Source organism: Asticcacaulis benevestitus DSM 16100 = ATCC BAA-896, from assembly GCF_000376105.1.
GTDB classification, from domain to species: Bacteria; Pseudomonadota; Alphaproteobacteria; order Caulobacterales; family Caulobacteraceae; genus Asticcacaulis; species Asticcacaulis benevestitus.
In genome coordinates this window covers 53,175-76,499 of the sequence record NZ_AQWM01000008.1, presented here as the reverse complement: position 1 = coordinate 76,499, position 23,325 = coordinate 53,175, and the positions used below count along the sequence as shown (strand labels likewise).

Sequence of the window (23,325 nt, the reverse complement as noted above, 5' to 3'; positions counted from 1 at the left end):
CCCTTCCCAAAATGTATCCAGGTCAGGAATTGAAGAACCGTGGTCACGTCGGTCTACGCCTCTTATAGCGCCGCTCAAATCAGTTCTATTTCCCCCCTGGGCGTCAAGTCGATGACGCCGACGGACATCGCCGCTTTGTCGGTGACGCAGATTGCGGCCTTCAGCGCCGAGGCGATTGCGGCGCTCAGTACGCGCCAGATGATGGCGCTGACACCTGACCAGATCGCCGCCTTTACCACCCAGCAAATGGTGTTCAGCGCGTCGCAACTGACCGTGCTGATCGATGTGCAGATGGAAGCCTTTGGCGTCGAAGAGATCGGCGCGCTGAATACGCTGCAGATTAAGGGATTGACGGCTATCGATATCGGCGAACTGTCGCCGGCGCAGTTCGCGGTTTTGTCGTCATCGCAACTGGCGGTCTTTTCCGCCGCTCAAATGCGCGGCATCACCACAGATCAATTGGCCAGCCTGACCACGACGCAACTGGCGGCGCTCAGTTCCACGCAACTGTCAGCGCTCGGTTCCGTCCAGCTCAAGGCTTTGTCGACCACCAATCTGGAAGCGCTGACCTCAAGCCAGATCGTCGGCCTGACCTCCACCCAGATCGGCTGGCTAAGCACCACGGGCCTGGCCACCTTCAGCAATGCTGAACTGGCCAGCCTGACCACCACCCAGATCAAGGGGCTGACGACGACGGAGGTTGCCGGTCTGTCGCCGGAGCAAATGTCCTCGCTTACGCCGGGCCAGCTCTCCGTTTTCAGCACCACCCAGATCAAGGCGCTGTCGGCGACACAGATCATGGGGCTGGGGGAGGCGCAGATCGCGGGCTTTACCACCGGCCAGATCGGCGCCCTGACAACCACCCAGATCTCCGATATGGGGACCACCTTCCTCAGCGACCTGAACGAAAACCAGTGGTCGGCCCTTGCCGTCGGCGTGATCGCTTCGCTCAGCGAGCAACAGATCGACTCTATAAGCGCTACCCGCTTCACACAGATGAAGGCCGCGCAGATCCAGGCCCTTACCGATACCCAACTTGACAGCCTGACTGCGACACAGTTTTCAGGTTTCGGCTCGACGCAAATTTCAGCGTTGAGCAAGGCACAGATCGGGTATCTTAGTGGAACCCTGATCGGAGGGCTGAGCGCAAGCCAGATCATGTCTCTGACGGCCAGCCAGATGACCGGAATCAGCACGGATCAGGCGCCGCTTCTCTCCCTGACCCAGCTCGCCTTGCTGAAAACCACGCAGGTCAGCAGCCTGACCACCTCATCACTTTCGACGCTCAGCACAACCCAGTTCGACGCCATCAGCGCCACCCAGCTATCGGCCCTGACCGGCGCTCAGTTGCGCAGCCTGAGCACTGATATGCTCAACAGCCTTACCGCGACGCAGCTTTCCGGTCTGACCGCGACCCAGGTCGCTAACCTGACCGTGACGCAGGTGCAGGGACTGAGCGCCACGCATCTGAACGAGATGACGACGACGCAGGTGAAGGGCCTGACCACGACGGTTCTGGCGGCGCTCGATATCGATACCCTTTCGGCATTTTCGCTGACGCAGCTCACCGCGATGACCCCGCTCCAGGTGAGTGGCATCGATCCGCAGACGCTCAGCGAATTTTCCACCACGCAACTGATGAGCCTGACCTCAACGCAGATGCCGGGCCTGACCAAGACGCAGATGGCGGCCTTGAGCACCGGACAGGTAGCGGCCCTCAACAGTACCCAGACGGCGGCCTTGACGGCGGCCCAGATCAGTTACCTGAGCGTCGAGCAGGTGTCCGGCCTGACCCTGACCCAGTTCACCAGCCTGACCTCGACACAGATCGCCGGCTTGAACGTCGCGCAGGCGGGCGTTTTGACCACGACGCAGCTTGCGGCTTTGTCGTCCACCCAGCTTAAGGGCGTGAGTCTGACGGCCATGAAGGCGCTCGATGCCAATCAGTTGGCGGCGCTGTCGAGTGCGCAATTGGCAGCCCTGAGTACTGGCCAGATCATGAATGTCAGCACCGACGCGCTGGGTTCGATGACCACCTCGCAACTGCAGAACCTGACAACGACGCAGGTGGCCGCCCTGACCAAGGTGCAACTGGCCGGCCTCAGTACGGCGCAGATCGCCTCGCTGTCGGCCACGCAGGTGGCGGCGCTCAGCGCTGCCCAGATGAGCTATCTCAGCGTCGATCAGGTCGGGGGGCTGACGCTGGAACAGATCGGCAGCCTGTCGAGCACGCAGATCAAGGGGCTGGCGGCGGACGATATCGCCAATCTATCCAATACGCAGCTCGGCGCTTTCACGACCACCCAGTTCGGTGTGCTGACAGCCACGATGATCTCAGGTCTCAGCGACGCGCAAATCGTAGCTATGAGCCCGGGCCGTTTGGCGGCGATGGAAACGACACAATTGCTCGGCCTGACAAGGACGGCCATATCGGCTTTGTCGAACGACCAGTTGTCGGCGCTTAGCCAGACCCAGTGGCGGGCGCTGAACGCAGCCCAGGTCAGTGCACTCAGTGGTGATCAAGTGGCGGGACTGACAACGAGCGTCCTGACCAATCTGACGACCGTTCAACTCACCGGCCTGACGGTCGATGATTTTGCCGAATTCAGCGGCACGCAACTGGCCAGCCTGACGGCGCGGCAGATCGCCAGCCTGACAGCCGGCCAGGTCGGCAAGTTGACCGCGGCCGAATTCACCAGCCTGACCTCGACTCAAGTCGGGGCCCTGACGGCAGCGCAGATGCGCGGTTTGACGGCCACCCAGATGGCCGATTTTGGCGTTGATGGTCTGGGACGTTTTTCGACGACGCAAATCGCTGCCCTAGGTGCCAACCAGACCAGCGCCCTGAGCGTCGATCAGATCAGCAACCTGACGACGACGCAGTTGGCCAGCCTGACCAGCACCAGCCTGGGCGGTTTAAGCTCGACGCAGGTCGCGGCCTTGACCGGAACCCAGATCGATAATCTCTCGACGCGACAACTTGCGGCCCTGACCACCACGGCGCTGGCGGGCATGAGCGATACGCGCGTCGCGGCCCTGAGCCCGACAGCCCTGAATGCCTTGAGCGCCATCCAGGTGCAGAACCTGACCACCAGCCAGCTTGCGGCGCTGGGCACCGCCGTTGGTCGCCTGAACACGACTCAAACCCGTGCCTTGAATGCCACACAGATTGGGCTTTTGGCCACCGATCAGATCCGTGCGCTATCGACCACACAAGTAGGCGGATTGGTGGCGAGCCAGATGGCCGGTCTGACCAGCGAACAGATTTCGAAGCTGAACACGGCTCAGCTTGATGCCCTGACCTCGACCGCACTTTCCGGCCTGACCAGCACCAGTCTGTCAGGGCTCAAAACGACGCAAATTCTCGAACTCAGCGCCACCCAACTCAAAGGTCTGACCGCGACGGCTGCGACCGGTTTTTCAGCCGATCAGCTCTCGTCGCTGACTTCCACCCAGTTGAAGAGCCTGAGTACTGCCGCTTTCTCCGGCTTAAGCGCCAGCCAGTTGGATTCGCTGACGACCGCAGCGCTGCAATCCCTGACCACAACCCAGATTGCCGGACTGACTGCCACCCAAATCGGGAATTTGTCCGCCGACAATCTCGCCCTCCTGTCGAGCACCCAGTTCCGTGCGCTGAATGCGGCCGCCCTTGGCGCCATCACCGATACGCAGATGGCCGCGCTGAGCCCGATACAGGTGGCCAACCTGACGATGACGGCGCTGAACGGTTTTAGTTCCACAGCGATCAGTGCTTTGTCGAGTGAGCAGATCAGCGCGCTCACCGGCACGCAGCTTGCGGGGCTGTCAAGGAACGGCGTAACCGGCTTGAGCGCCGAGCAGCTTTCAGGCCTGACCTCCACCCAGATTCTGGCGCTTACCACGTCCCAGATCGCCGCACTCAGTACAACGCAGATTGATGGCCTGACCACCACCATCATAGGTAAGCTCAGCCAGACCCAGCTTGCGGCTTTGACAGCTACGCAGATGCAGAGTCTGGCCGCCGAACAAATCACCGGCCTTACCGCTACTCAGATATTCGCGCTCAGCAACAAGGCCATCAGTGGTTTTACCGAGGCGCAGGTCGCTGCCATAACGACAACGCAGATTGGCTATTTATCGACTCAACAGATAGCATCGCTGTCGACGACCGGTCTGGCGGGACTAACGACCAGCCAGTTGCAAACCCTGAACACGGCCAAGCTGCGTGCCCTGACAGTAACCCAAATTTCGGCCTTGAACCCTGACCAGGTCAGCGGCATGGGTATCACTAATACCGTCGCCCTGACTACGACGCAGATCGCAGGCCTGACGCAGACGCAAGCGGCGGCGCTCAGCCTGTCGCAACTCGGCGTGATGAATTCGACGCAATTGGGCGCCCTTTCGGTGACAGGATTCAACGGCCTCAGCGCCGACCAGATGGCCTCTCTCACCACCACCCAGCTTGCCGGTCTGGAGAGCTTGCAGATCGCTGCCATGACCGGCGATGATGTCAGCGGCCTGACCACGACCCTGCTGTCGGCGATGACGGCGACGCAAATCAGAGCGCTTAACGCCAGCACGCTATCGGCGTTCGGCGCTACCCAGCTTGCGGCCTTGAGCGCCACCCAGATCAAGGCCTTGACCACGACGGCGCTCGGCAGCCTTGACGATGGGCAAATGCGCGCCCTTAACCTGACACAGCTCCAAGCCCTGGCCCTGACGCAGGTGGCGGCGCTTTCGACGACAGCCCTAGCGGGCCTTGCGGAAACGCAGATGGCGGCCCTTAGCAATTCGCAGTTTAACGCCCTGACCTCGGCCCAGATTGCCGGCCTGACCACAGAACAGGTTCAGCAACTGACCGCCACCGATCTGGCCCGTTTCAGTTCGACCCAGATCAAGGGGCTGGATGCTGAACAGGCCGAAGCGCTGAGCTCGACCCAGCTATCCGGCCTGACCCCGACGCAGGTGGGAGCGCTGAGCGCCGACGCCATTGGCGGTCTGACCTCGACACAAATAGGGGGCTTAAGCACCAGCCAGTTCATGAGCCTGGCCGCAACGCAGATGGCGGCACTGAACGAGAGCAATATCGGCGGCCTGACGACCTCGCAGATATCCGCCCTGACCACGACCCAGATCAACGGCCTGTCGGCCACCGGCGTGGCCGCTCTGACATCGACCCAGTTCTCGGCAGTGTCGACCACGCAGCTTGCGGCGCTGTCGAGTTCGGGCTTGACGGGCCTGAGCGAAGCCGTCGTCGGCGGCCTCGATCGCACCCAGTTGAGCGTGCTCAGTTCCACACAGCTTGGCCGACTGACCACGGATCAGATTTCGGCCCTGACCTCGACGCAATTGCAGGGCTTCAGCCTGGTACAGTTGCGCGGTCTGACGGCGACGCAGCTCTCGGCGCTTAATCCGGCTGAGATTTCAGGTCTCGATACGACTATTCTGGCCAATCTCAACACCACCCAGCTTGGCGGCCTGAGCTATGACGCGATCGGGGCATTGAGCACCGCCCAGATATCCGCCTTGACCTCGACCCAGCTTGGCGCCATCGCTTCCACCGCCATCGCCGGGCTCAACACGGCACAGATCGCTGCCCTGACCTCGACCCAGATGCGCGGCCTGACGGCGGCGCAGGTCGGTGCGCTCGATACGAGCGACATCGCCGCCCTGACGTCAACACAGATCGGCAATTTGACTTCGACCCAGATCGGCGGGCTTTCGCATACGGCATTGGGGGGGCTGACCAGCACGCAGTTCGCCGCCATGACGACAACCGAACTGAAGGCGCTGGGCTCGGCGCAGATCGGCGCTCTGACGACCGGACAGATTGCAGCGCTGACCTCGACGCAACTGGCCATCCTGACCTCGACGCAACTGGCCGGTCTGACCTCGACAGAGATGTCGGCGTTTAGCACCACGCAGTTCGGTCAGTTGAGCGTGACGCAACTGACGCAGGTCAGCGCCGCAGCCATGGGCGGCCTGACCTCGACGGTCCTTGCCAATCTCAGCACAACGCAGCTCAAAAGCTTAAGTGCCGTGCAGATGTCGGGTATCGCTTCAGGCGCGATCGGCGGCCTGACGACCACGCAGATGGCGCTCCTGACCTCGACCCAACTTCGCGGGCTGACGTCTGATCAGCTTGGCGGCCTCGGCAGCGATGACATGGCCGTCCTGACCACCACGCAGTTCAACGCCCTGACCGCGGCGCAGCTTGCCGGTTTGACCACCACCAGCGCCAACGGCCTGACGGCGACGCAGATATCCAACCTCTCGGCCACCCAGGCCGCCGGGCTTTCGACGACGGCAATCGCCAGCCTGACGGCGACCCAAGCCGCCAGCCTCTCCACCGGCCAGATCAGCAACCTGACCGTGACGCAGGTCGGGGCGCTGGCCACCACCGCCATTACCGCGTTCAATGCTTCGCAGGTGGCGGCGCTCAGCCTGACCCAGTTCAAGGCACTGTCGGCCACGGGCGTGTCGGCCCTGCTCAGTGCCCATATTGAATTGGTCACCACGACGCAGCTTTCATCACTATCGGCTACCGGTATCAGCGGCTTGAACTACAGCCAGGTCGCCAGCCTGTCGCTGACCCAACTGGCGGTCTTGACCCCGACCCAGATCAGCGGCTTCACCACGACGGCGCTGGCGGGGCTCAACACCACCCAGATCGCCGCCCTGACCCTGACGCAACTGGGTGGCCTGACCACCACCCAGATCGGCGGATTGACGGCCGAGGATGTCGCCTCATTCACCACGACCGAATTCGCCGCCCTGACCTCGACCCAGCTTGGCGCGCTGGTGCGCAACCAGTTGCGCGGCCTGACGACGCAGCAATTGCAGGCGCTCAGCAATGCCAATCTCTCCGGCCTGACCGCCACCCAGTTCGCCGACCTAACCTCGACGCAGCGCGCGGGCCTGACCTCGACCCAGTTTATGTCGATCACGCCGACCCAGATGGCCGGGCTTCAGCCATCGCAGTTCGACAGCTTCTCGACGAATGAATATGCGGCGCTTTCGGCCTCACAACTGACCGCGATCAGCTCAACCAATATGGCGCTGCTCGGCACCACCTTCCTGACCAGCCTGACGCCGGCCCAGATCGACGGCTTCAGCGCCTTGCAGATCAGCTACCTGACCACGACACAGATCGCGCCGTTGTCGCCGGCGCAACGGGCGGCGCTTAACAACGCCATGGCTTGATTTATAAAACCTGACGCAGGATGAAGTAGAGCAGGCCTGACAGCACGACGGTGGCGGGCAGGGTAAGCACCCAGGCCATGGCAATGCCGCGGATGGTTGACCATTGCAGGCCTGAGCGGTTGGCGGTCATGGTGCCGGCCACGCCACCGGAGAGGATATGCGTGGTCGAGACCGGCAGACCGAGACGTTCAGCGGCGTAGATGGTGACGGCCGCTACAAGACCCGCGGCGGCACCCTGGCCATAGGTCATATGCGATTTGCCGATCTTCTCACCTACCGTGACGACGATACGCTTCCAGCCGACCATGGTGCCAAGACCGAGCGCCAGAGCTGTGGCGATTTTCACCCAGGTGGGGACGTAGCGTGTCATGTCGTTCAGCGTGGCTTGCAGGCCGCTTAAGGCTTTGGTGTCGGGCATGGCTTTCGCGTTTTTGTCCGCTTTGAGAATGCTGACCGCGCCATTGACCAGATACATGTCGTTACGAAGTTGCGGCATGTCGGCGGCCGGAACCTTGCTCAACGCGCCGTGAACCTTGATCTGGGTCTCTATATTGCCAGTCATCATGGCCAGTGCGCCGTAGAGATCGGGCGTATCGATGCGGCGGTTACGGACGGCGGCATTGACGGCGCTGCGGGCGATATCGAGCGTGGGGACGGAAGCGCCGTGAGCGTGAACGGCGAAGGCCTGCTCACCGGCATCGAGGGAAGCGACATAGGCCGGTTGGGCGGTGTCGGGCAGGGCGCGGTTGAGGGCATAGGTCGCCGGCGCGACGCCAATGAGGATGATCATGATGAGGCCCATACCTTTCTGGCCGTCATTGCCGCCGTGCGCGAACGATACACCTGTGCAGGCGGCGATCAGGGTGGTGCGAATCCAGAACGGCGGCGGTGCCTGATCTTTCGGCGCTTCGTAAAGCTTCGGATTGCGGATCAGTGTCTTCATGGCCAGCAACAGGAGGGCGGCGGCGATAAAGCCTATCAGCGGCGAGAAGATCAGCGCCTTGCCGACCTTGGCCGCCTGTGCCCAATCGATGCCCGAGGTGGCGTTGACCGCTGATGTCATGAGCTGGTTGGCGAGGCCGACCCCCATGATCGAGCCGATCAGGGCATGCGAGGACGAGTTGGGTATGCCGAGGATCCAGGTGCCGAGGTTCCAGATGATGGCCGAGATCAGAAGGGCGAAGATCATGGCGTAGCCGGCGCCGGTGCCGACCTGCAGGATCAGTTCGACGGGCAGCAGCATCACGATGCCGTAAGCGACCGCGCCGGTCGAGGCCAGGACTCCAAGGAAGTTGAAGACGCCCGACCAGATGACGGCGAAAAGCGGCGGCATGGAATGGGTATAGATGACGGTGGCGACAGCGTTGGCGGTATCGTGGAAGCCGTTGACGAACTCGAAGCCAAACGCGATCAGCAGGGCCAGACCCAGGAAGAGAAAAGCGCCCATGGCCAAAGGCTCGCCGATGGCGGCGGCATCTTTATGGACGCTGTAACCGACATAGATCAGACCCAACAGGATCGGCACTAAAAAGAACAGATTGGGGGACAAACGCAGCTTTTTGGGCGGAACGGGCGGCGGGGTCACCGAGTCAATCGGGTTGGACTCAAAGGACGCATCGAACATGAATGGCTCCAGACTGTACCCGTAAGCTGTCGCTATCGGAAACCTTGCTGGCGCTCTTTGACAGGAGAGCGGTCAAGAGTCGAACGATTTTTATGACACTTTTGTGACGATTTTAGAAACTAGCGCCTTGAAAACAAAGAATTTATATGAATTTTCAAGTGCTATTGCCGCTATCCCGCACAATATAGAGGGTTTTTTCTGCGCATTTGCGCCGAACACGGACAAAACAGGCCGGGACTGAACCCGGCCTGAAAAAAAGCAGAGGGGTCACTAGGCGTAAGCGTAGACCCGTTCCGGCTTTAGGCGAAGCGTGTCGCCGACGGAAAAGCCTTGTGCTTCGCTGCCGTGGGAGTGCTGGGTCTCGAACAGGGCGCCATCGGTCCCTTTCAACTCCAGACGCAGGTTACTGCCCGCCGGCAGGACGGCGGTCACCGTCACCGGAATGCCGGCGCCTGTGCGCGAAAGGTGCGCCTCGTAAGGGCGGAAGCGTAAGGTGTAGTCACCATCATTCGCTGCTCCGGCGACCGGCGCCGAGAAGCCGTCGAAATGGGCGATGCCGTCCTTGATGTGGCCATTGGCCTTGTTGGCCGAGCCGAGAAAATCGAAAACAAAGGCCGAGGACGGCTGGCTGTGAATTTCGAGCGGCGTGCCGATCTGTTCGACCTTACCTCCCTTGAGCACGACGACACGATCGGCGAGATCGAGCGCTTCTTCCTGATCGTGCGTCACGAAGATGGTGGTGACCCCGGTCTCATGATGGATACGTTTCAGCCAGCGGCGCAGATCCTTGCGCACCAGAGCGTCCAGCGCGCCAAAGGGCTCATCGAGCAGCAGGATGCGTGGATTGATGGCGAGGGCGCGGGCGAGCGCGACGCGCTGGCGCTGGCCACCGGAAAGCTGCGAGGGGTAGCGCTTGCCGAGGTCGTCCATCTGGATCAGCTTGAGTAGGCGCTCAACGGTTGATTTTATCTCGGCCTTCGACGGGCGTTCCTTGGCAGGACGGACATTGAGGCCGAAAGCGATGTTCTGCGCCACGGTCATGTGACGGAACAGGGCGTAGGACTGAAAGACCATGCCGACGCGGCGATCACGCGGATTAAGCTTGAGGTAGTTCTCGCCTTCAAAGCTGATCTCGCCGGCATTGGGCGTATCGAGCCCGGCCAGCAGGCGCAGAAGCGTGGTCTTGCCGGAACCCGATGGGCCGAGCAGGGCGATGAACTCTCCCGACCTGGCCTCGAAGGTCACATCCTTGAGCGCCGGGAAGTTGGTGAAGGTCTTGTTGACGTTCTTGATAATGAGCGACATGTCAGTGTCTCCGTGACGCGGCGAGTTCACCCGCGAAGCGCCATTCCAGAAGGGATTTAAGCACGAGTGTGACGATGGCGAGGCCGGCGAGGATAGAGGCCGCAGCGAAAGCGCCGATGGTGTCGTACTGGTTATAGGTGATCTCGATATAGAGCGGCAGGGTGTCGGTCAGGCCGCGGATATGGCCGGAAACGACCGAGACCGCGCCGAATTCGCCCATGGCGCGCGCCGTACACAACAGCACACCGTAGAGCAGGGCCCACTTGATATTGGGCAGGGTGACGCGGAAGAAAATATCCCAGCCGCGGGCGCCGAGCGTGCGGGCCGCGACCTCTTCATCGGTGCCTTGGTCTTCCATCAGCGGGATGAGCTCGCGGGCGATGAAGGGCAGGGTGACGAGCACGGTGGCCAGCACCAGACCCGGCAGGGCGAACACAATCTTGATATCATGATCGCGTAGCAGGAAGCCGAACCAGCCTTGCGCGCCGAAGAGCAGAATCCACACCAGACCAGAAATGACCGGCGAGATGGAGAAGGGCAGGTCGAGGATGGAGAGCAGTAAACTCTTGCCCTTGAACTCGAAGCGCGTGATGCACCAGGCGGCACAGATTCCGAAGATGGCGTTAAGCGGCACGGCGATGGCGGCGACCAGCAGGGTCAAGAGGATGGCGGCCTTGGCGTCCTCGGTATGGAGCGCGGCCAGATAGGGCGGCAGGCCTTGCGAGAAGGCGGTGACCAGCACATTGATCAGCGGAAGCAGGATAATAAGACCCAGCCACAGAAGGGCAAAGGCGAGCAGGGCATAGGCCCCGAGGGTTTTGGGCGCTCTGGCGGCTTTGGCGGTCATTTGGCGCTCCCGAGATTGGCGAACATGCGCTGGACGATGTTAAGCGCCAGCAGGATAAGCAGCGAGATACCCAACATAATGACACCGACCGAGGCGGCGCCGGCATAGTCATATTCCTGCAGCTTGATGACGATCAGCAGGGGAGCGATTTCAGAAACATAGGGCATATTGCCGGCGATGAAGATGACGCTGCCATATTCGCCGACGCCGCGCGCCAGGGCCAGCGAGAAGCCAGTGACGAGCGAAGGCATGAGGGCGGGCAGGATGACGCGAAAAGCGGTCTGGACCACGCTGGCGCCCAGGGTTTCCGCGGCTTCCTCGACCTCAGCCTCAAATTCAGCCAGCACCGGCTGAACGCTGCGAACCACAAACGGAAGACCGATAAAGGTCAGGGCCAGAAAGATACCGACCGGCGTATAGGCGATCTTGATGCCGTGCGGCTCCAGCAGGCTGCCGACCCAGCCATTGGCGGCGTAAAGGCTCGACAGGGCAATGCCGGCGACGGCGGTGGGCAGCGCGAAGGGCAGGTCGATCAGGGCATCAAGCAGGCGTCGGCCGGGAAAACTGTAGCGTGTTAGGGCCCAGGCGACGGCAAGGCCGGCAAAGACATTGACGACGGCGGCGGCCAGTGCTGTGAAGAAGCTCAAGGCCAGGGCGTGGATGACGCGCTCGTCGGTTAGGACGAACAGGAATCCTTCCAGGCCATGTTCCCAAGGACGGGCAATCAATGCCGCCAGCGGGATAATGACAATGGTGCTGAGGAAAAAGATCGTGACGCCAAGCGTGATCTTGAAGCCGGGCAGGACGCGGGTGGTGCCTGTGGCCGGATGGGGCGCCTTGAAATGGTCCGGTATGGTCGGATCAGGTACGGCGGTGTCGGGTTGTCCCGTCATCGGGTTGCCTTTGTGTCTGGGTGGATACGCAACTGACCGTCAGCTTTTTATGCGCAGACGGTGCGGTTATGGCAAGTCGCGGTCTCGTGACCTGTGACCTGCCTTTTTGTTATCGCTTTGTGATCTGGTCGAAGACGCCGCCATACGCGAAGTGGATGGACTGGACTTTTTTCCATCCACCGAAGTCGCGGATGGTGACGAGGTTGATTTTCGCGAACTGGCTGGCATATTTCGCGGCCGCCGACGGATCGCTCGGACGATAGAAGTTCTTGCCAATGATGTCCTGGCCTTCGGCGCTATAGAGATAGTTGAGGTACTCGCGCGAAACCGCAAGGGCGCCATGCTTGTTGGCGTTCTTGTCGACCACCGCGACCGAGGGTTCGGCCAGGATGGATATGGACGGCACGATGATCTCGAACTTGCCCTTGCCGAGCTTGGCCTGGGTGAGCAGGGCTTCGTTTTCCCAGGCGATCAGCACATCACCTATGCCGCGTTCGACGAAGGTCGTAGTCGAACCGCGAGCGCCGGTATCCAGCACCTTGACGTTGTCATAAACCTTCTTGACGAAGTCTCGCGCCTTGGCCTCGTCCTTGTTGTAGGCCTTCAGCGCCCAGGCATAGGCGGCGAGGTAGTTCCAGCGTGCACCGCCTCCGGTCTTGGGGTTAGGCGTAATGACGCCAACGCCGGGACGGGCGAGATCGCCCCAGTCGCGGATATTCTTCGGATTGCCCTTGCGAACCAGCAGAACGATGGTCGAGGTATAGGGCGAAGAGTTGAGCGGCAGGCGGCTCTGCCAGTTGGCTGGCAGAAGCCCGGCCTTGGCTGCGATCTGGTCGATATCGTCCGACAGCGCCAGTGTAACGACATCGGCCGGGCTGCCTTCGATCACCGAACGGGCCTGAGCGCCGGAGCCGCCATGGCTCTGACGGATGGTGACGTCCTGGCCGGTTTTAGCCTTCCAGTATTTGCTGAAGGCGGCGTTGTAGGCGGTGTAGAGTTCGCGGGTCGGATCGTAGGATACATTGAGAAGCTGGATCGGCTTGGGCGCGGCCAGCGCATCGCCGGTGGCGAACAGCGCCGCACCGGCCACAGCCGTGGTCAGAAAAGAGCGTCTTTGCATGGGAAAGATTCCGGAAGGCCGGAACGGCGCGCAAGATTTTGCCGCGCCGCCGGACGGGCTGGATAAGGAAGGCAATGACCGCCGCCTTAGAGCTTGTTCCGATCTGATTGGATCAGATCGGCGCTCTAAATGTTGCCTTTACGCGCTTTTTGATCCGAAAAGTGCGTCACACTTTTCGGAAAGCGCTTTTGGCGCCGGCAGCGGTCATCGGGGGCTTACTTCTTCGTGATCTGATCGAAGATGCCGCCGTAGTCGAACTGTTCCTTCTGGACCTTCTTCCAGCCGCCGAAATCATTGATAGTGACCAGCGGCAGACCTGGGAAGATGCTGGCATACTTGGCCAGGATCGCCGGATTGCTCGGACGATAATAGTTCTTTGCGATGATGTCCTGTGCTTCATCGCTGTAGAGATAGGTCAGGTATTCCTTTGCAGCAGCCAGATTGCCCTTCTTGGCGGCATTCTTGTCAACCACGGCGACAGGCGGTTCAGCCAGGATCGAGATCGACGGATAAACGATGTCGAACTTGCCCTTGCCCAGTTGGTTGATGGCCAGATAGGCCTCATTTTCCCAGGCGATCAGTACGTCGCCCACGCCGCGTTCGACGAAGGTGACAGTCGAGCCGCGGGCGCCGGTATCGAGCACCGGCACGCGCTTGAACAGGTTGCCGAGGAATTCCTTGGCCAGCGCATCGGTGCCCCAGCGCTTCTTGGCGTAGGCATAGGCGCCCAGATAGTTCCAGCGCGCGCCGCCCGAGGTTTTCGGATTCGGTGTGATAACCGAAACGTCGAGACGGATCAGATCCTCCCAATCCTTGATCTTCTTCGGGTTGCCCTTGCGGACGAGGAAGACGATGGTCGAGGCATAGGGCGTCGAGTTTTTCGGGAAGCGGGTCTGCCAGTTGGCCGGCAGGATGCCGGCCTTTTGCGAGATCGAGTCGATATCGGCGGCGAGTGCCAGGGTCACCACGTCGGCGGGAACGCCATCGATGACCGAACGCGCCTGTGCACCGGAACCGCCATGGCTCTGGCGGATGGTGATGTCTTCGCCGGTCTTGGCCTTCCAGTACTTGCTGAAAGCGGCGTTATAGGCGGTGTAGAGTTCGCGGGTGGGATCGTAGGAGACGTTGAGCAGTTCGCGGGTCTTGGCGACGGCGGACGTACCCAGGGAGAGCGCACCGGTGGCGGCCAGGCTGACGCCGCCGATCAGGCCGGTGAGAAAGCTTCTGCGTTGAACTTTATTGGAAGACATGTGTCTGTTCCTTGTTTCAGGCGCTGACCGAACTCCAGTCCGGCCAGCTTGCCGTATGACGAATAAAAAAGCGATCAATAAGCTTAGTAGCGGAACTGAATGCGGCCGGAGGCGAAGTTCTCCTTGCGACGATCCGCCCCGGCAACAGCACCGCCTTCGAATTCGGTCTGATCCCAGTCGGCGATCAGCTTCAGGTTTTCGCTCCAGTACCAGCCGACGCCGAAGCCGGTGGAGGTCGCTTTTTGAGCCGACGAGGTCAACGACGCGAAGCCGAGGGTAAAGGCGTCCTTGTCGATTTCGGTGTAGCCGTAACGGGCGGTCAGTTCGACGGCTCCCCAGGTGCCCTTCTTCCAGTTGAAGTCGTTGGCCGGCTTGACGCCACCCTTGAAGCCGACGTTCTCACCGGTGATGACCCACGAGGTTGAAACGTCGAGCGCTTTGTTTTCAAGCTGTGCGGCCTTGGTGCCAAGCTTGACGTCCTGCTTGACCGTCACGTAGTCGGCCAGGATGCCGAAGTTGTTGAGATAGAAAGAGGCCTGCGGGTTGGAACGGGTTTCCTTGCCGTTGGAATAGACGCCAGTGCCATATTTGAAGAACACTTGCTGTCCAGGCGTGCGGTAGCTGCCAAGTTGGGTATTGGTGGTGTTGCCGATGTGCTGGCCGTCCGAGCCGGCATAGCCGATGCTCAGGCCTTGCAGCCAGACGACGCTGGAATTGGCGAATGGGCCGCCGAAGACGCGGTAGGCGACATCCTTGTGGTTATCGAGATCGTTGTTCAGGTTGACGCCATCTGCCGAGCCATTGAACAGGCCGACCTGGTATTCCAGGGCGCCGTCGAAGAAGGTGCCGAAAGCCTGATAACCGACGTCACGGTTCGGCACGAGGTTGGTCGAGTGACCGCGCTCGGTCCAGATGACATCGGCATCGGCCTGCAAACGTTCAAGGCCGAGCGGAGACTTGAACTTACCGGCGCGGAATTGTAGCGAGTCAACGAACTTGTATTCAATATAGGCGTCAACAATCGAGGCGGAAGCGGAGGAGGACCCGCCCAGTTCCGGCGTGAAGCGGAAGGAGGCGTTGCCGGCCTTGCCGGTGAAGGTCGGGCGGATCAGGCGGGCGACGACTTCATCCTGCAAGCTGCCGCCATCGTCACCCCAGCTATGGGCGTCAATATTGACCTGGGCATTGATGCCGAATTCATACTTGCCGTCGGCCGAGGTGAACTTCAGGCCCTTTTTGTCAAGCACGGCGACGGGAGTCTTGGCAGCGGCCGATGTCGCCAGTTCCTGATCCAGCTCGCGCTGGCGCTTTAAGGTGTCGAGTTCCTGTTCGAGGCGAGCGATGCGCTCTTCATAGGTGAGCGGCGCGGCTTCGGTGCTCTGGGCGTCCTGTGCCGAAGCCAGGGCGGGGGTGAAGGCGAGGGTGGTTGCCAAAGAAGCGGCAACCGCGCCGAGGCTGAGAGTGGTCTTGGTGAAACGCATGGAGGGGCTCCGTGTGGGTGCGTGCCGATTGGCAGTCCATTCGGCAAGATTATGTTTTTTTATAAGCTGTTATACGTGTAGGCTAAGGTACTGAATTGATCAGGAAAGGCTCTCGTTGAGGGCTTTACCTTTGGCGTCGAAGCGCAGTTTTTCGCTGCGTTCAATCTGAACCACGCGCGAGTCGTGGATAACGATTTCCAGCGAGCCGAAACGGATTTGCTGGAGACTGGTCAGGATCTGGCGCTCGATTTCGGTCAGCTCGCGTTCCTTGAAATCAGGGCGCAAAGGGGCTGTAGATGACACACTCATGTGATCCTCATCTTTGAAAAATTATGAAATTTTGGGAGGTGGCTGTTTGGCTTTAAGCGGCGGTGAGGGAGGGATCTGTAACCAGATCCTGCAAACATCGCTGATCGAGCACGCCGGACATGGCGTTGCGCACATCGAGCATCAGGTGGCGCAACTGGCAGGCCGCTTCGTCGCGGCAGTCCTCGCACTTCTGATAGGCTGTCAGGCTGGCGCAGCGTATCGGGGCAAGCGGGCCATCGATGATGCGAATAATATCGCCAAGGATGATGCTCCTGGCGTCCTTCGCCAGGAAATAGCCGCCGAAAATGCCGCGTTTGGAATCGACGATCCCGTTCTGCCGCAATTCCTGGAGGATGTTGTCGAGGAATTTTTGCGGTATGTCCGCTGCCTCGGCAATCTGTTTACTGGGCAGCATCGGACGGTCAGTCTGTGCCATGTGAATAAGCGCCTTTAACGCATATTTGGCTTTCATGGATAGCATGGTTGCCTCTCCCTTCAAGCGCCGTTTAAAATCTACACTCAATGAGTATGTTTTAAACCGAAGCGCGTCAATGGTGTTTAAAGCGCATAATTCTAATGCAGATTGATTAGTCCGGCTAAACTGGAAATGTCTGTTAGAAACGCAAGAACAGGTTCTTTAGCCAGAGAGGGCCGGTCTTGGCAACCTGTTGCCAGTCGGCATTATCATCGTTCAGTTCATCTTCGGGGGTATAGCCCCAAGGGTTGAAAACCTTAACCCGCGCCGATTTGAAGGCGGTCGTCTGGCGCGTCACCAGCACCAGGCCATGAACCTGCGCCGTGGCGGCCACCAGCGCGTCGCGTTCGCTTTTCGGATCGTTCGGGGAAAGGCTGGCGCGTTTTTTGACCACAGCCGAATCGACCGGCAGAATGCGTCCGTCAAAAGCGTTCATCACCTGCTCATCAAGCCAGGCCCGCAGAGGGGCGGCCTGAACCTTATCCTTGCGCTCAGCCTTGCCGACGCTGTTTTCAAGCTCCAGCAGGCTGATGGCCGACATATAGAGATTTTGCCGCGCCACGCCGGAGGCCCAGCGCACCACGCCGGGGTCGCAGTGGCCGGTCTTGGCCTTGCGCAGTTCGCTGATGACGGGGGTATCGAGCAGGTACATCAGCCGACTCCTTCATCGAGCGTTTCCGTGCGGTCCCAGCTTGAGTCGGAGGGCGTGGTATCGAGTTCCAGTTCGCTAGTGTCGGGCATGGCCAGCAGATCGATGATGCTTTCCGTCTGCCCGCTGATCTGGCGAAACGCCTCGAAGCTCATCAGGACGTGCGAAGGGCGGCCGCGATCGGTGATGAAGACGGGTTCGTGGCGCGCGAGACGCTTGGCCTTGCCGACATCCTGATTGAAGTCGCGGCTGCTGATGGTCGTCATGTCCGTCCCTGTTATAGCGTTGCCTTGAAGATAGGTCAGGCCAGTATCAGCCGCAATACGAAACTACATTGCTACAGGTGCTTTCTGTAAAATGTAGATATGTTGCTACAATGTGATGAATGCGCAACAGTGAATTATTCAATAAAATAAAGGGTTTGCGAATAGCGTTTTTGTTTGACGGATCAAAATAATCTGTAATCACTACGGGCAACAGCCACCATAACGCTGATCACACACTTTTTGTATTCCCGGGGAAACCACTCATGATTCTGGATTTTGTTCCGCAGGACCTGCTGCAAAGCGGTCTGCATGAAATCGCCAATGTACTATCTCCGCATGGCGCGTTCGGCCCCGATGGCGTTACCAAGGCCTATGCGCCGGGCGACTTTTCGATCCACTTCTTCCTGCAACTGGCCGTCATCATTGTGACCTGCCGCGTCGTAGGATGGCTCGGTCAGAAATTTTTGGGGCAGCCACAGGTGGTTGGTGAAATGATCGCCGGCGTGATTCTAGGGCCATCGCTCTTCGGCCTGTTCCTGCCGGAAATCCAGGGCGCCATCTTCCCCAAGGAAATGAAAAGCGTGCTCTACACCGGCGCGCAGTTTGGCGTCGGTCTTTACATGTTCCTCGTCGGCACCACCTTCCGCGCCGATCACTTCGCCGAAAAAGGCAAGAGCGCCATGTTCGTGTCGCTGGCCGGCATTACGGCGCCGTTCTTGCTCGCCGTCCTTCTGACGCCATGGCTGATGTCCGTGCCGGGTCTGTTTGCTGCGGGCATCTCCCAGTTCAATGCCACGCTGTTCTTCGGCGCCTGTATCGCCCTGACCGCCTTTCCCATGCTGGCGCGCATCATCAACGAGCGCGGTCTGGCCAATTCTTCGCTGGGCACGCTTTCGCTCACCGCCGGCGCTTTCGATGACGCCGTGTCGTGGTGCGTGTTGGCCATCGTGCTGGCCACCTTTGGCGGCGGCCCCGGCGTAGCGGTTCTGGCTATCGGCGGCGGTCTGCTGTTCGCCTTGTTCATCGTGTTTGTCGGTCGCAAGCTGCTGGCGCCGCTCGGTCGCATGGTCGAGGCCAAGGGTGAGATGAGCCATACGGTCCTGGCCATCGTCATGATCTGCTTTTTCCTTTCGGCATTCATTATGGACGCCGTTGGCATCCACGCCATCTTCGGTGGCTTTATCCTGGGCACGGCCATGCCACGCGGCAAGCTGTGTGAAGAGTTGAAAAAGAAGGTCGAGCCGTTCGCGGTCATCGTCCTGCTGCCGATGTTCTTCACCTATTCCGGCCTTAACACCCGCATGGACATGGTCAACTCCCTGCCCATGCTGCTGGTGGCCGGCGCTATCCTGATCGCTTCGGTGCTTGCCAAGTTTGGCGCTTGCTGGGGCGCGGCCCGCCTCAGCGGTGAGGATAACCGCACAGCCCTGGGCATCGGCGCTCTCATGAATTCCCGCGGCCTGATGGAGCTGATCATCATCAATATCGGCCTGCAAAAGGGCATTATCGGCCTGCCGCTGTTCGCCATGCTGGTTCTGATGGCCATTGTCACCACGGTCATGGCGTCGCCGGTGTTCGAGATGGTTTACGGCAAGAAGGCGCGCGAAAGCGGTGAACTGGGCGCCGTACCGGAAAGCGCCAGCTAGAGCGCTTTCCGAAAAGTGTGACGCACTTTTCGGATCAAAAAGCGCGTAAAAACAAAAAAAATTAGAGCGCTGTTCTGATGCAATCAGATCGGAACACGCTCTAAATCTGTAAAGCGTACTCTCCTGATCTCCCGCTCTCATGTCCCTGTTTCCACCGCGGAGCAGGGACTTTTTTTTGCTCTAAAGCACCGGCAGGAATAGCTTGATGACAAGGCCTGTCAGCGCGCAGGCCACAATGACGTGAATGACATTGGCCTTGAATCGCAACAGGGCAATGGCGGCCATGGTGGCGATGACAAACGCCTTCTCGTCAAATGCGCCGGAAAAGCCTTGCGGCCAGAGGACATGATAAGCGAAGAACAGCGCCAGATTAGCGATGACGCCGACGACCGCGGCGGTGATAGCGGTCAGGGGCGCGGTGAAGGTCAGGTTGTTATGCGTGCTTTCGACAAGCGGACCGCCGGCCAGAATGAAGATGAACGACGGTAGAAAGGTGAACCAGGTGACAGTGAGGGCGGGGGTCACGCCGGCCAGCACGGCATGATTCGCGCCAAACATGCCGCTTTGAAAGCCGCCGACAAAGCCGACAAAGGTCACAACCATAATCAAGGGGCCGGGTGTCGCTTCACCGAGCGCCAGGCCATCCATCATCTGGGGTGGTGTGACCCAGCCATAGGTGGTGACGGCGCCTTGCCAGACATAGGGCAGCACCGCGTAGGCGCCGCCAAACGTCAGAAAGGCTGCCTTGGTGAAGAAGAGACTCATCAGGGTGAGCGGATGGCTCCAGCCAAGCGCCAGGCCGCAGGTGGTTACAGGCACGGCCCACAGAACCGCGCCGCTGGTCACGACCACGGCCAGCCGTGTCCAGCGAAAGCGCGCATGTGCGGGCGTGGGTGTATCATCATCGATCAGGGCAGGTAAGGCGGCGGCATCGGAGACCTTGTGCCCACCCGTTGATTTGAAAATCTGCGGAGCCAATCTCCCACCGATCGCGCCGATCACGGCGGCGGTCAGGATAATCAGCGGAAACGGGAGATTGAAGACGGCCAGCGCCACAAAGGCCGTCAGGGCCAGTCCCCACATAAGCGGGTGCTTGAGCGCCCGTGAACCGATGCGATGCGTGGCTTGCAGGACGATAGCTGTCACGGCCGGTTTGATACCGTAAAAAAGCCCGGCCACCCACGTGACGTGGCCAAACGCCATATAGGCCCAGGACAGACCTATGAGCAGGAAAAGCGATGGCAGGAGAAACAGAACGCCCGCGACGATTCCGCCCCATGTCCTGTGCATCAGCCAGCCGATATAGGTCGCCAGTTGCTGCGCTTCGGGGCCGGGCAGGACCATGCAGTAGTTGAGCGCGTGCAGAAAGCGTTTCTCGGAAATCCACCGGCGCTTTTCAACCAACTCCTGATGCATGATGGAGATCTGGCCCGCCGGACCGCCGAAACTGATCAGGCCGAGCTTGAGCCAGAAATTGAAAGCGTCGCCGAATTTAACCGGTTCTCTCTGTTGCATCGCTTCACCCCAAAACAGCCTTATGTCTGCTTCACTAACGCGGAACTGGCGTCTTGTCTGCCTTGTCCACGCGTGACATAGTTATGACGGATGGGGATTTGCGATGCGTAAGGCGGCTATATCAGGATTGATCGCGCTGGGACTGGCTTTTGCCGCTGGCTCGGTTTTCGCCGGCACGGCGACGACGACCCAATACACGCCGCAGCATGGTTTCCCTGATCATGACGGCGATTTTTCCGCCATGCTGATTGTCATCCCCCAACAGGAACTGGCCGAATTCGATAAGCCCGGCGGCGGCAATCGCCAGCTCAACCGGGTCAGCCGCGCTGAGGTCGGTGCCGTGCTGGCCATCAAGCTGGTCTTTACCGGACTGGCGGCCGATGCCAACGGCAATGGCGAGGTCATCTATGATCTGCAGGTGATTGGGCCAGATGCCAGGATCTATGCCGACAGTGATTACAAGGCGCTGGCCGCTGTACGTGGTCCGGTTGGCGATGGTCGCAGCGTCTTCGATAACCGCACCAAGGTTGTGATGCTACAATTCGAGCCGCAGGATGCACCGGGCGTCTATACCATCAAGGCGATTGCGCATGACGAGGTGTCTGAGCGCAAGGTGTCGCTGGAGACGCAGGTCGAACTGTTGGGGGCAGGGGCGCCCGCAACGGTGGCGCCGGTCGCCGACACGGTGGAAAAGCCTGTCGTTACTAAGAAAAAAGCCAAAAAGAAGCGGCACAAGGGCGCGCGCCGGAGTAAAACACGGCGATGATTCTTGTTGTTACGCAAAGCTTCCTGCCCGATGTCGGCGGAACACAGCAATACCTGACAGGATTGGCCGATGCCTTCGCGGCGCGCGGCCATGCCATTGAGGTGTTCTGCCGCAAAACCAGCCGTTCGGCGGCAAAGGCATTTGACGCCACACGCAGCTACGCCATCCATCGTTACGGCGGCATCCGAATTATCAGGCAATTACGGGTCGCTGCGGCGATTGCGCGACGCGTGCGCCAGGGCGATGTTATGGTCATCGTGGCGGACAGTTGGAAAAGTCTCGAACTCCTTGACAGGTCTAAGCTGAAGGGGGTCCGCATCGTATGTATCGCGCACGGCAATGAGTATCTGACGCATAGCGCCGTCAAGGCGGGGCGTTTGCGCCGCAGTTTGGCCAAGGCTGATGTGGTCGCGGCCAATTCCCGCTTTACTGCCGGGCTGGCGCATGCGTTTGCCGGTTCTGTGCCGGTGGAGGTGGTTCTGCCGGGTATCATGGCGCCGGGGGAGGCAAGGGAGGCCGTTGCGGCGGCGCCACAAGGTGAGCGCCTGCTGTGTATCGCCAGGCTGGAGCCTCGCAAGGGCATCGACCAGATTATCCGGGCGCTGGCTGAGCTGCAGGCGGATTACCCGCAGGTCGTGCTTGATATTGTTGGCAAGGGCGAGGACAAGGACCGGCTTATCGCTCTGGCGGAGCAGCTTGGCGTAACCGGGCGCGTGCATTTCCACGGCTATGTTTCCGATGCCCGCAAGGCCGAACTGATCCGGCAGGCACGCGTGTTCGTGTTGCCGAACCGACGCGAGCATGGCTCGGTTGAGGGCTTTGGCATCGTCTTTCTCGAAGCGGCGGCCTATGGCGTCCCGTCGATCGCCGGTAAGGACGGAGGCGTGGGGGACGCTGTGATCGATGGCGAGACCGGCCTGATTGTCGATGGCGAGGATGTCGCCACCTTGACGGCTGGCCTGCGCCGGCTGCTAAGTGATGAGGCCTTGCGGCAGCGTATGGGCGCTAAAGCGCAGACGCGCTTCTGGTCGGAATTTGTATGGCATGCGGCGGTCACGCGATTTGAGACCGTTTTGAACACTGGCCAAAAAACTGGAGATGAAATATGAGCGACACCCTTCCCGATACGATCAGTCTCATCATTCCAGCCCGTGAAAAGGATCTCGGTGGCTTCAAGGTGCGTCGTGTCCTGCCGGTAGCCAGGCGCCGTATGGTGGGGCCATGGATTTTCTTTGATCATATGGGACCGGCCGATTTCGCGCCCGGCATCGGCATCAATGTCCGGCCGCACCCGCACATCAATCTTGCCACCGTCACCTATCTGTTCAAGGGCAATATCCTGCACCGCGATTCGCTGGGCACCCGCTCGGTTATTGTGCCGGGCGATGTCAACCTGATGGTGGCCGGCAAGGGTATTACCCATTCGGAACGCGAGGAAGACAGCGCCATCGCCAAAATGCGCCATCTTGACGGGCTGCAACTGTGGCTGGCCCTGCCCGAAGCCGATGAGGAAATGGACGCGGCCTTCTTTCATTATGATGCCAACGAAATCCCGCAGACTGAGATTAATGGTGCAACGGTGCGTGTGATGATGGGGCAGGCCTTCGGCCTGACCTCGCCGGTCAAGACCTTCGCCCAGACTCTGTATGTCGAGATAAAAGCGCAGGCTGGCAGCGCGATCGATGCGCCGCTGAGCGCAGAAGAACGCGCCATCTATGCCTGTGACGGGGCGCTCGAAATCGACGGGCATCGGCTGGAGCAATATGAAATGGCCGTGTTGACGCCCGGCGCCGGCGTGCAGATCAAGGCGCTGGACGAGGCGCACTTCGTCATCATCGGTGGAGAGCCTTTGACCGAACGCCATATCTACTGGAATTTTGTGTCATCGCGCCCTGAGCGTATCGAGCAGGCCAAGGTCGATTGGCAATCGCAGGACGGCATCGCCTTCCCGAAGGTGCCGGGCGACGATCAGGAATTCATTCCGCTGCCGGAGTAGG

At 60.2% G+C, this 23,325-nt stretch carries 17 protein-coding genes; 5 read left to right on the top strand and 12 right to left on the bottom strand.

Translation table 11 applies throughout. The features are described 5' to 3' along the window. Positions 1–39 precede the first annotated feature (39 nt). The gene (locus tag B060_RS24285; protein ID WP_018081862.1) at positions 40–7,182 is read left to right on the top strand and encodes a beta strand repeat-containing protein; all 7,143 of its coding nucleotides are present in this window, start codon (positions 40–42) and stop codon (positions 7,180–7,182) included. Position 7,183: 1 nt separating this feature from the next. Here B060_RS24285 and B060_RS0111115 read toward each other — a convergent pair whose 3' ends face one another. The 11 genes from B060_RS0111115 to B060_RS0111065 all read right to left on the bottom strand — a co-directional run bounded on the left by B060_RS0111115 (position 7,184) and on the right by B060_RS0111065 (position 17,401). Further along, the gene (locus B060_RS0111115) at positions 7,184–8,806 is read right to left on the bottom strand and encodes an inorganic phosphate transporter (RefSeq protein WP_018081861.1); all 1,623 of its coding nucleotides are present in this window, start codon (positions 8,804–8,806) and stop codon (positions 7,184–7,186) included. Positions 8,807–9,076: 270 nt separating this feature from the next. Beyond that, entirely contained in the window at positions 9,077–10,111 is a 1,035-nt protein-coding gene (locus tag B060_RS0111110; RefSeq protein ID WP_018081860.1) for a sulfate/molybdate ABC transporter ATP-binding protein, read from the bottom strand. A gap of 1 nt (position 10,112) precedes the next feature. Continuing rightward, positions 10,113–10,958 (bottom strand): sulfate ABC transporter permease subunit CysW, encoded by an 846-nt coding sequence (gene cysW, locus B060_RS0111105; RefSeq protein WP_018081859.1) that lies wholly within the window; start codon positions 10,956–10,958, stop codon positions 10,113–10,115. Then, a complete protein-coding gene (cysT, locus tag B060_RS0111100) occupies positions 10,955–11,851 on the bottom strand; it encodes a sulfate ABC transporter permease subunit CysT (protein ID WP_018081858.1) in 897 nt (298 codons plus the stop codon). The genes cysW and cysT overlap by 4 nt, the downstream gene beginning before the upstream one ends. A 109-nt stretch (positions 11,852–11,960) precedes the next feature. Next, a complete protein-coding gene (locus B060_RS0111095; RefSeq protein ID WP_018081857.1) occupies positions 11,961–12,971 on the bottom strand; it encodes a sulfate ABC transporter substrate-binding protein in 1,011 nt (336 codons plus the stop codon). A gap of 215 nt (positions 12,972–13,186) precedes the next feature. Continuing rightward, entirely contained in the window at positions 13,187–14,221 is a 1,035-nt protein-coding gene (locus tag B060_RS0111090) for a sulfate ABC transporter substrate-binding protein (protein ID WP_018081856.1), read from the bottom strand. Between the two features lie 83 nt (positions 14,222–14,304). Continuing rightward, entirely contained in the window at positions 14,305–15,702 is a 1,398-nt protein-coding gene (locus tag B060_RS24280; RefSeq protein ID WP_018081855.1) for an OprO/OprP family phosphate-selective porin, read from the bottom strand. 99 nt (positions 15,703–15,801) lie between these two features. Then, the gene (locus B060_RS0111080; protein WP_026172762.1) at positions 15,802–16,011 is read right to left on the bottom strand and encodes a YezD family protein; all 210 of its coding nucleotides are present in this window, start codon (positions 16,009–16,011) and stop codon (positions 15,802–15,804) included. Positions 16,012–16,063: 52 nt separating this feature from the next. Next, on the bottom strand, positions 16,064–16,492 hold the full coding sequence (locus B060_RS0111075) for an RrF2 family transcriptional regulator (protein ID WP_026172761.1): 429 nt from the start codon (positions 16,490–16,492) through the stop codon (positions 16,064–16,066). Between the two features lie 133 nt (positions 16,493–16,625). Then, complete coding sequence (locus B060_RS0111070; RefSeq protein ID WP_018081852.1) at positions 16,626–17,138, bottom strand: type II toxin-antitoxin system VapC family toxin; 513 nt, start codon at positions 17,136–17,138, stop codon at positions 16,626–16,628. Then, a complete protein-coding gene (locus B060_RS0111065; protein WP_018081851.1) occupies positions 17,138–17,401 on the bottom strand; it encodes a type II toxin-antitoxin system Phd/YefM family antitoxin in 264 nt (87 codons plus the stop codon). The genes B060_RS0111070 and B060_RS0111065 overlap by 1 nt, the downstream gene beginning before the upstream one ends. A gap of 263 nt (positions 17,402–17,664) precedes the next feature. Between B060_RS0111065 and B060_RS0111060 the strand changes: the two genes are divergently transcribed. Further along, positions 17,665–19,047 carry a cation:proton antiporter gene (locus tag B060_RS0111060; RefSeq protein WP_018081850.1) on the top strand — a complete coding sequence of 461 codons (1,383 nt, stop codon included), beginning with the start codon at positions 17,665–17,667 and terminating at the stop codon, positions 19,045–19,047. Between the two features lie 180 nt (positions 19,048–19,227). Here B060_RS0111060 and chrA read toward each other — a convergent pair whose 3' ends face one another. Then, the gene (gene chrA, locus B060_RS0111055) at positions 19,228–20,562 is read right to left on the bottom strand and encodes a chromate efflux transporter (protein ID WP_018081849.1); all 1,335 of its coding nucleotides are present in this window, start codon (positions 20,560–20,562) and stop codon (positions 19,228–19,230) included. A 103-nt stretch (positions 20,563–20,665) separates the two neighbouring features. Here chrA and B060_RS0111050 point away from each other — a divergent pair, with 103 nt between their 5' ends. The 3 genes from B060_RS0111050 to B060_RS0111040 are packed head-to-tail and all read left to right on the top strand — an operon-like array spanning position 20,666 to position 23,324. Then, positions 20,666–21,328 carry a hypothetical protein gene (locus B060_RS0111050; protein WP_155847794.1) on the top strand — a complete coding sequence of 221 codons (663 nt, stop codon included), beginning with the start codon at positions 20,666–20,668 and terminating at the stop codon, positions 21,326–21,328. Then, positions 21,325–22,437, top strand: a complete 1,113-nt coding sequence (locus B060_RS26055) for a glycosyltransferase family 4 protein (protein WP_018081847.1) — start codon at positions 21,325–21,327, stop codon at positions 22,435–22,437. The genes B060_RS0111050 and B060_RS26055 overlap by 4 nt, the downstream gene beginning before the upstream one ends. Beyond that, positions 22,434–23,324, top strand: coding sequence for a pirin family protein (locus B060_RS0111040; protein ID WP_018081846.1), 891 nt, complete (start codon positions 22,434–22,436; stop codon positions 23,322–23,324). Before B060_RS26055 ends, B060_RS0111040 begins: the two co-directional genes overlap by 4 nt. Position 23,325: the final 1 nt, after the last annotated feature.

Excerpts from the sequence above, each read along its gene's own strand:
- B060_RS0111080 (WP_026172762.1), bottom strand. The coding sequence starts at position 16,011 with ATGAGTGTGTCATCTACAGCCCCTTTGCGCCCTGATTTCAAGGAACGC.
- B060_RS0111070 (WP_018081852.1), bottom strand. The coding sequence starts at position 17,138 with ATGTACCTGCTCGATACCCCCGTCATCAGCGAACTGCGCAAGGCCAAG.
- B060_RS0111075 (WP_026172761.1), bottom strand. The coding sequence starts at position 16,492 with ATGCTATCCATGAAAGCCAAATATGCGTTAAAGGCGCTTATTCACATG.
- B060_RS0111060 (WP_018081850.1), top strand. The coding sequence starts at position 17,665 with ATGATTCTGGATTTTGTTCCGCAGGACCTGCTGCAAAGCGGTCTGCAT.
- B060_RS0111095 (WP_018081857.1), bottom strand. The coding sequence starts at position 12,971 with ATGCAAAGACGCTCTTTTCTGACCACGGCTGTGGCCGGTGCGGCGCTG.
- B060_RS0111050 (WP_155847794.1), top strand. The coding sequence starts at position 20,666 with ATGCGTAAGGCGGCTATATCAGGATTGATCGCGCTGGGACTGGCTTTT.
- B060_RS26055 (WP_018081847.1), top strand. The coding sequence starts at position 21,325 with ATGATTCTTGTTGTTACGCAAAGCTTCCTGCCCGATGTCGGCGGAACA.
- chrA (WP_018081849.1), bottom strand. The coding sequence starts at position 20,562 with ATGCAACAGAGAGAACCGGTTAAATTCGGCGACGCTTTCAATTTCTGG.
- cysT (WP_018081858.1), bottom strand. The coding sequence starts at position 11,851 with ATGACGGGACAACCCGACACCGCCGTACCTGATCCGACCATACCGGAC.
- B060_RS0111040 (WP_018081846.1), top strand. The coding sequence starts at position 22,434 with ATGAGCGACACCCTTCCCGATACGATCAGTCTCATCATTCCAGCCCGT.
- B060_RS0111065 (WP_018081851.1), bottom strand. The coding sequence starts at position 17,401 with ATGACGACCATCAGCAGCCGCGACTTCAATCAGGATGTCGGCAAGGCC.
- cysW (WP_018081859.1), bottom strand. The coding sequence starts at position 10,958 with ATGACCGCCAAAGCCGCCAGAGCGCCCAAAACCCTCGGGGCCTATGCC.
- B060_RS24280 (WP_018081855.1), bottom strand. The coding sequence starts at position 15,702 with ATGCGTTTCACCAAGACCACTCTCAGCCTCGGCGCGGTTGCCGCTTCT.
- B060_RS0111110 (WP_018081860.1), bottom strand. The coding sequence starts at position 10,111 with ATGTCGCTCATTATCAAGAACGTCAACAAGACCTTCACCAACTTCCCG.
- B060_RS0111090 (WP_018081856.1), bottom strand. The coding sequence starts at position 14,221 with ATGTCTTCCAATAAAGTTCAACGCAGAAGCTTTCTCACCGGCCTGATC.
- B060_RS0111115 (WP_018081861.1), bottom strand. The coding sequence starts at position 8,806 with ATGTTCGATGCGTCCTTTGAGTCCAACCCGATTGACTCGGTGACCCCG.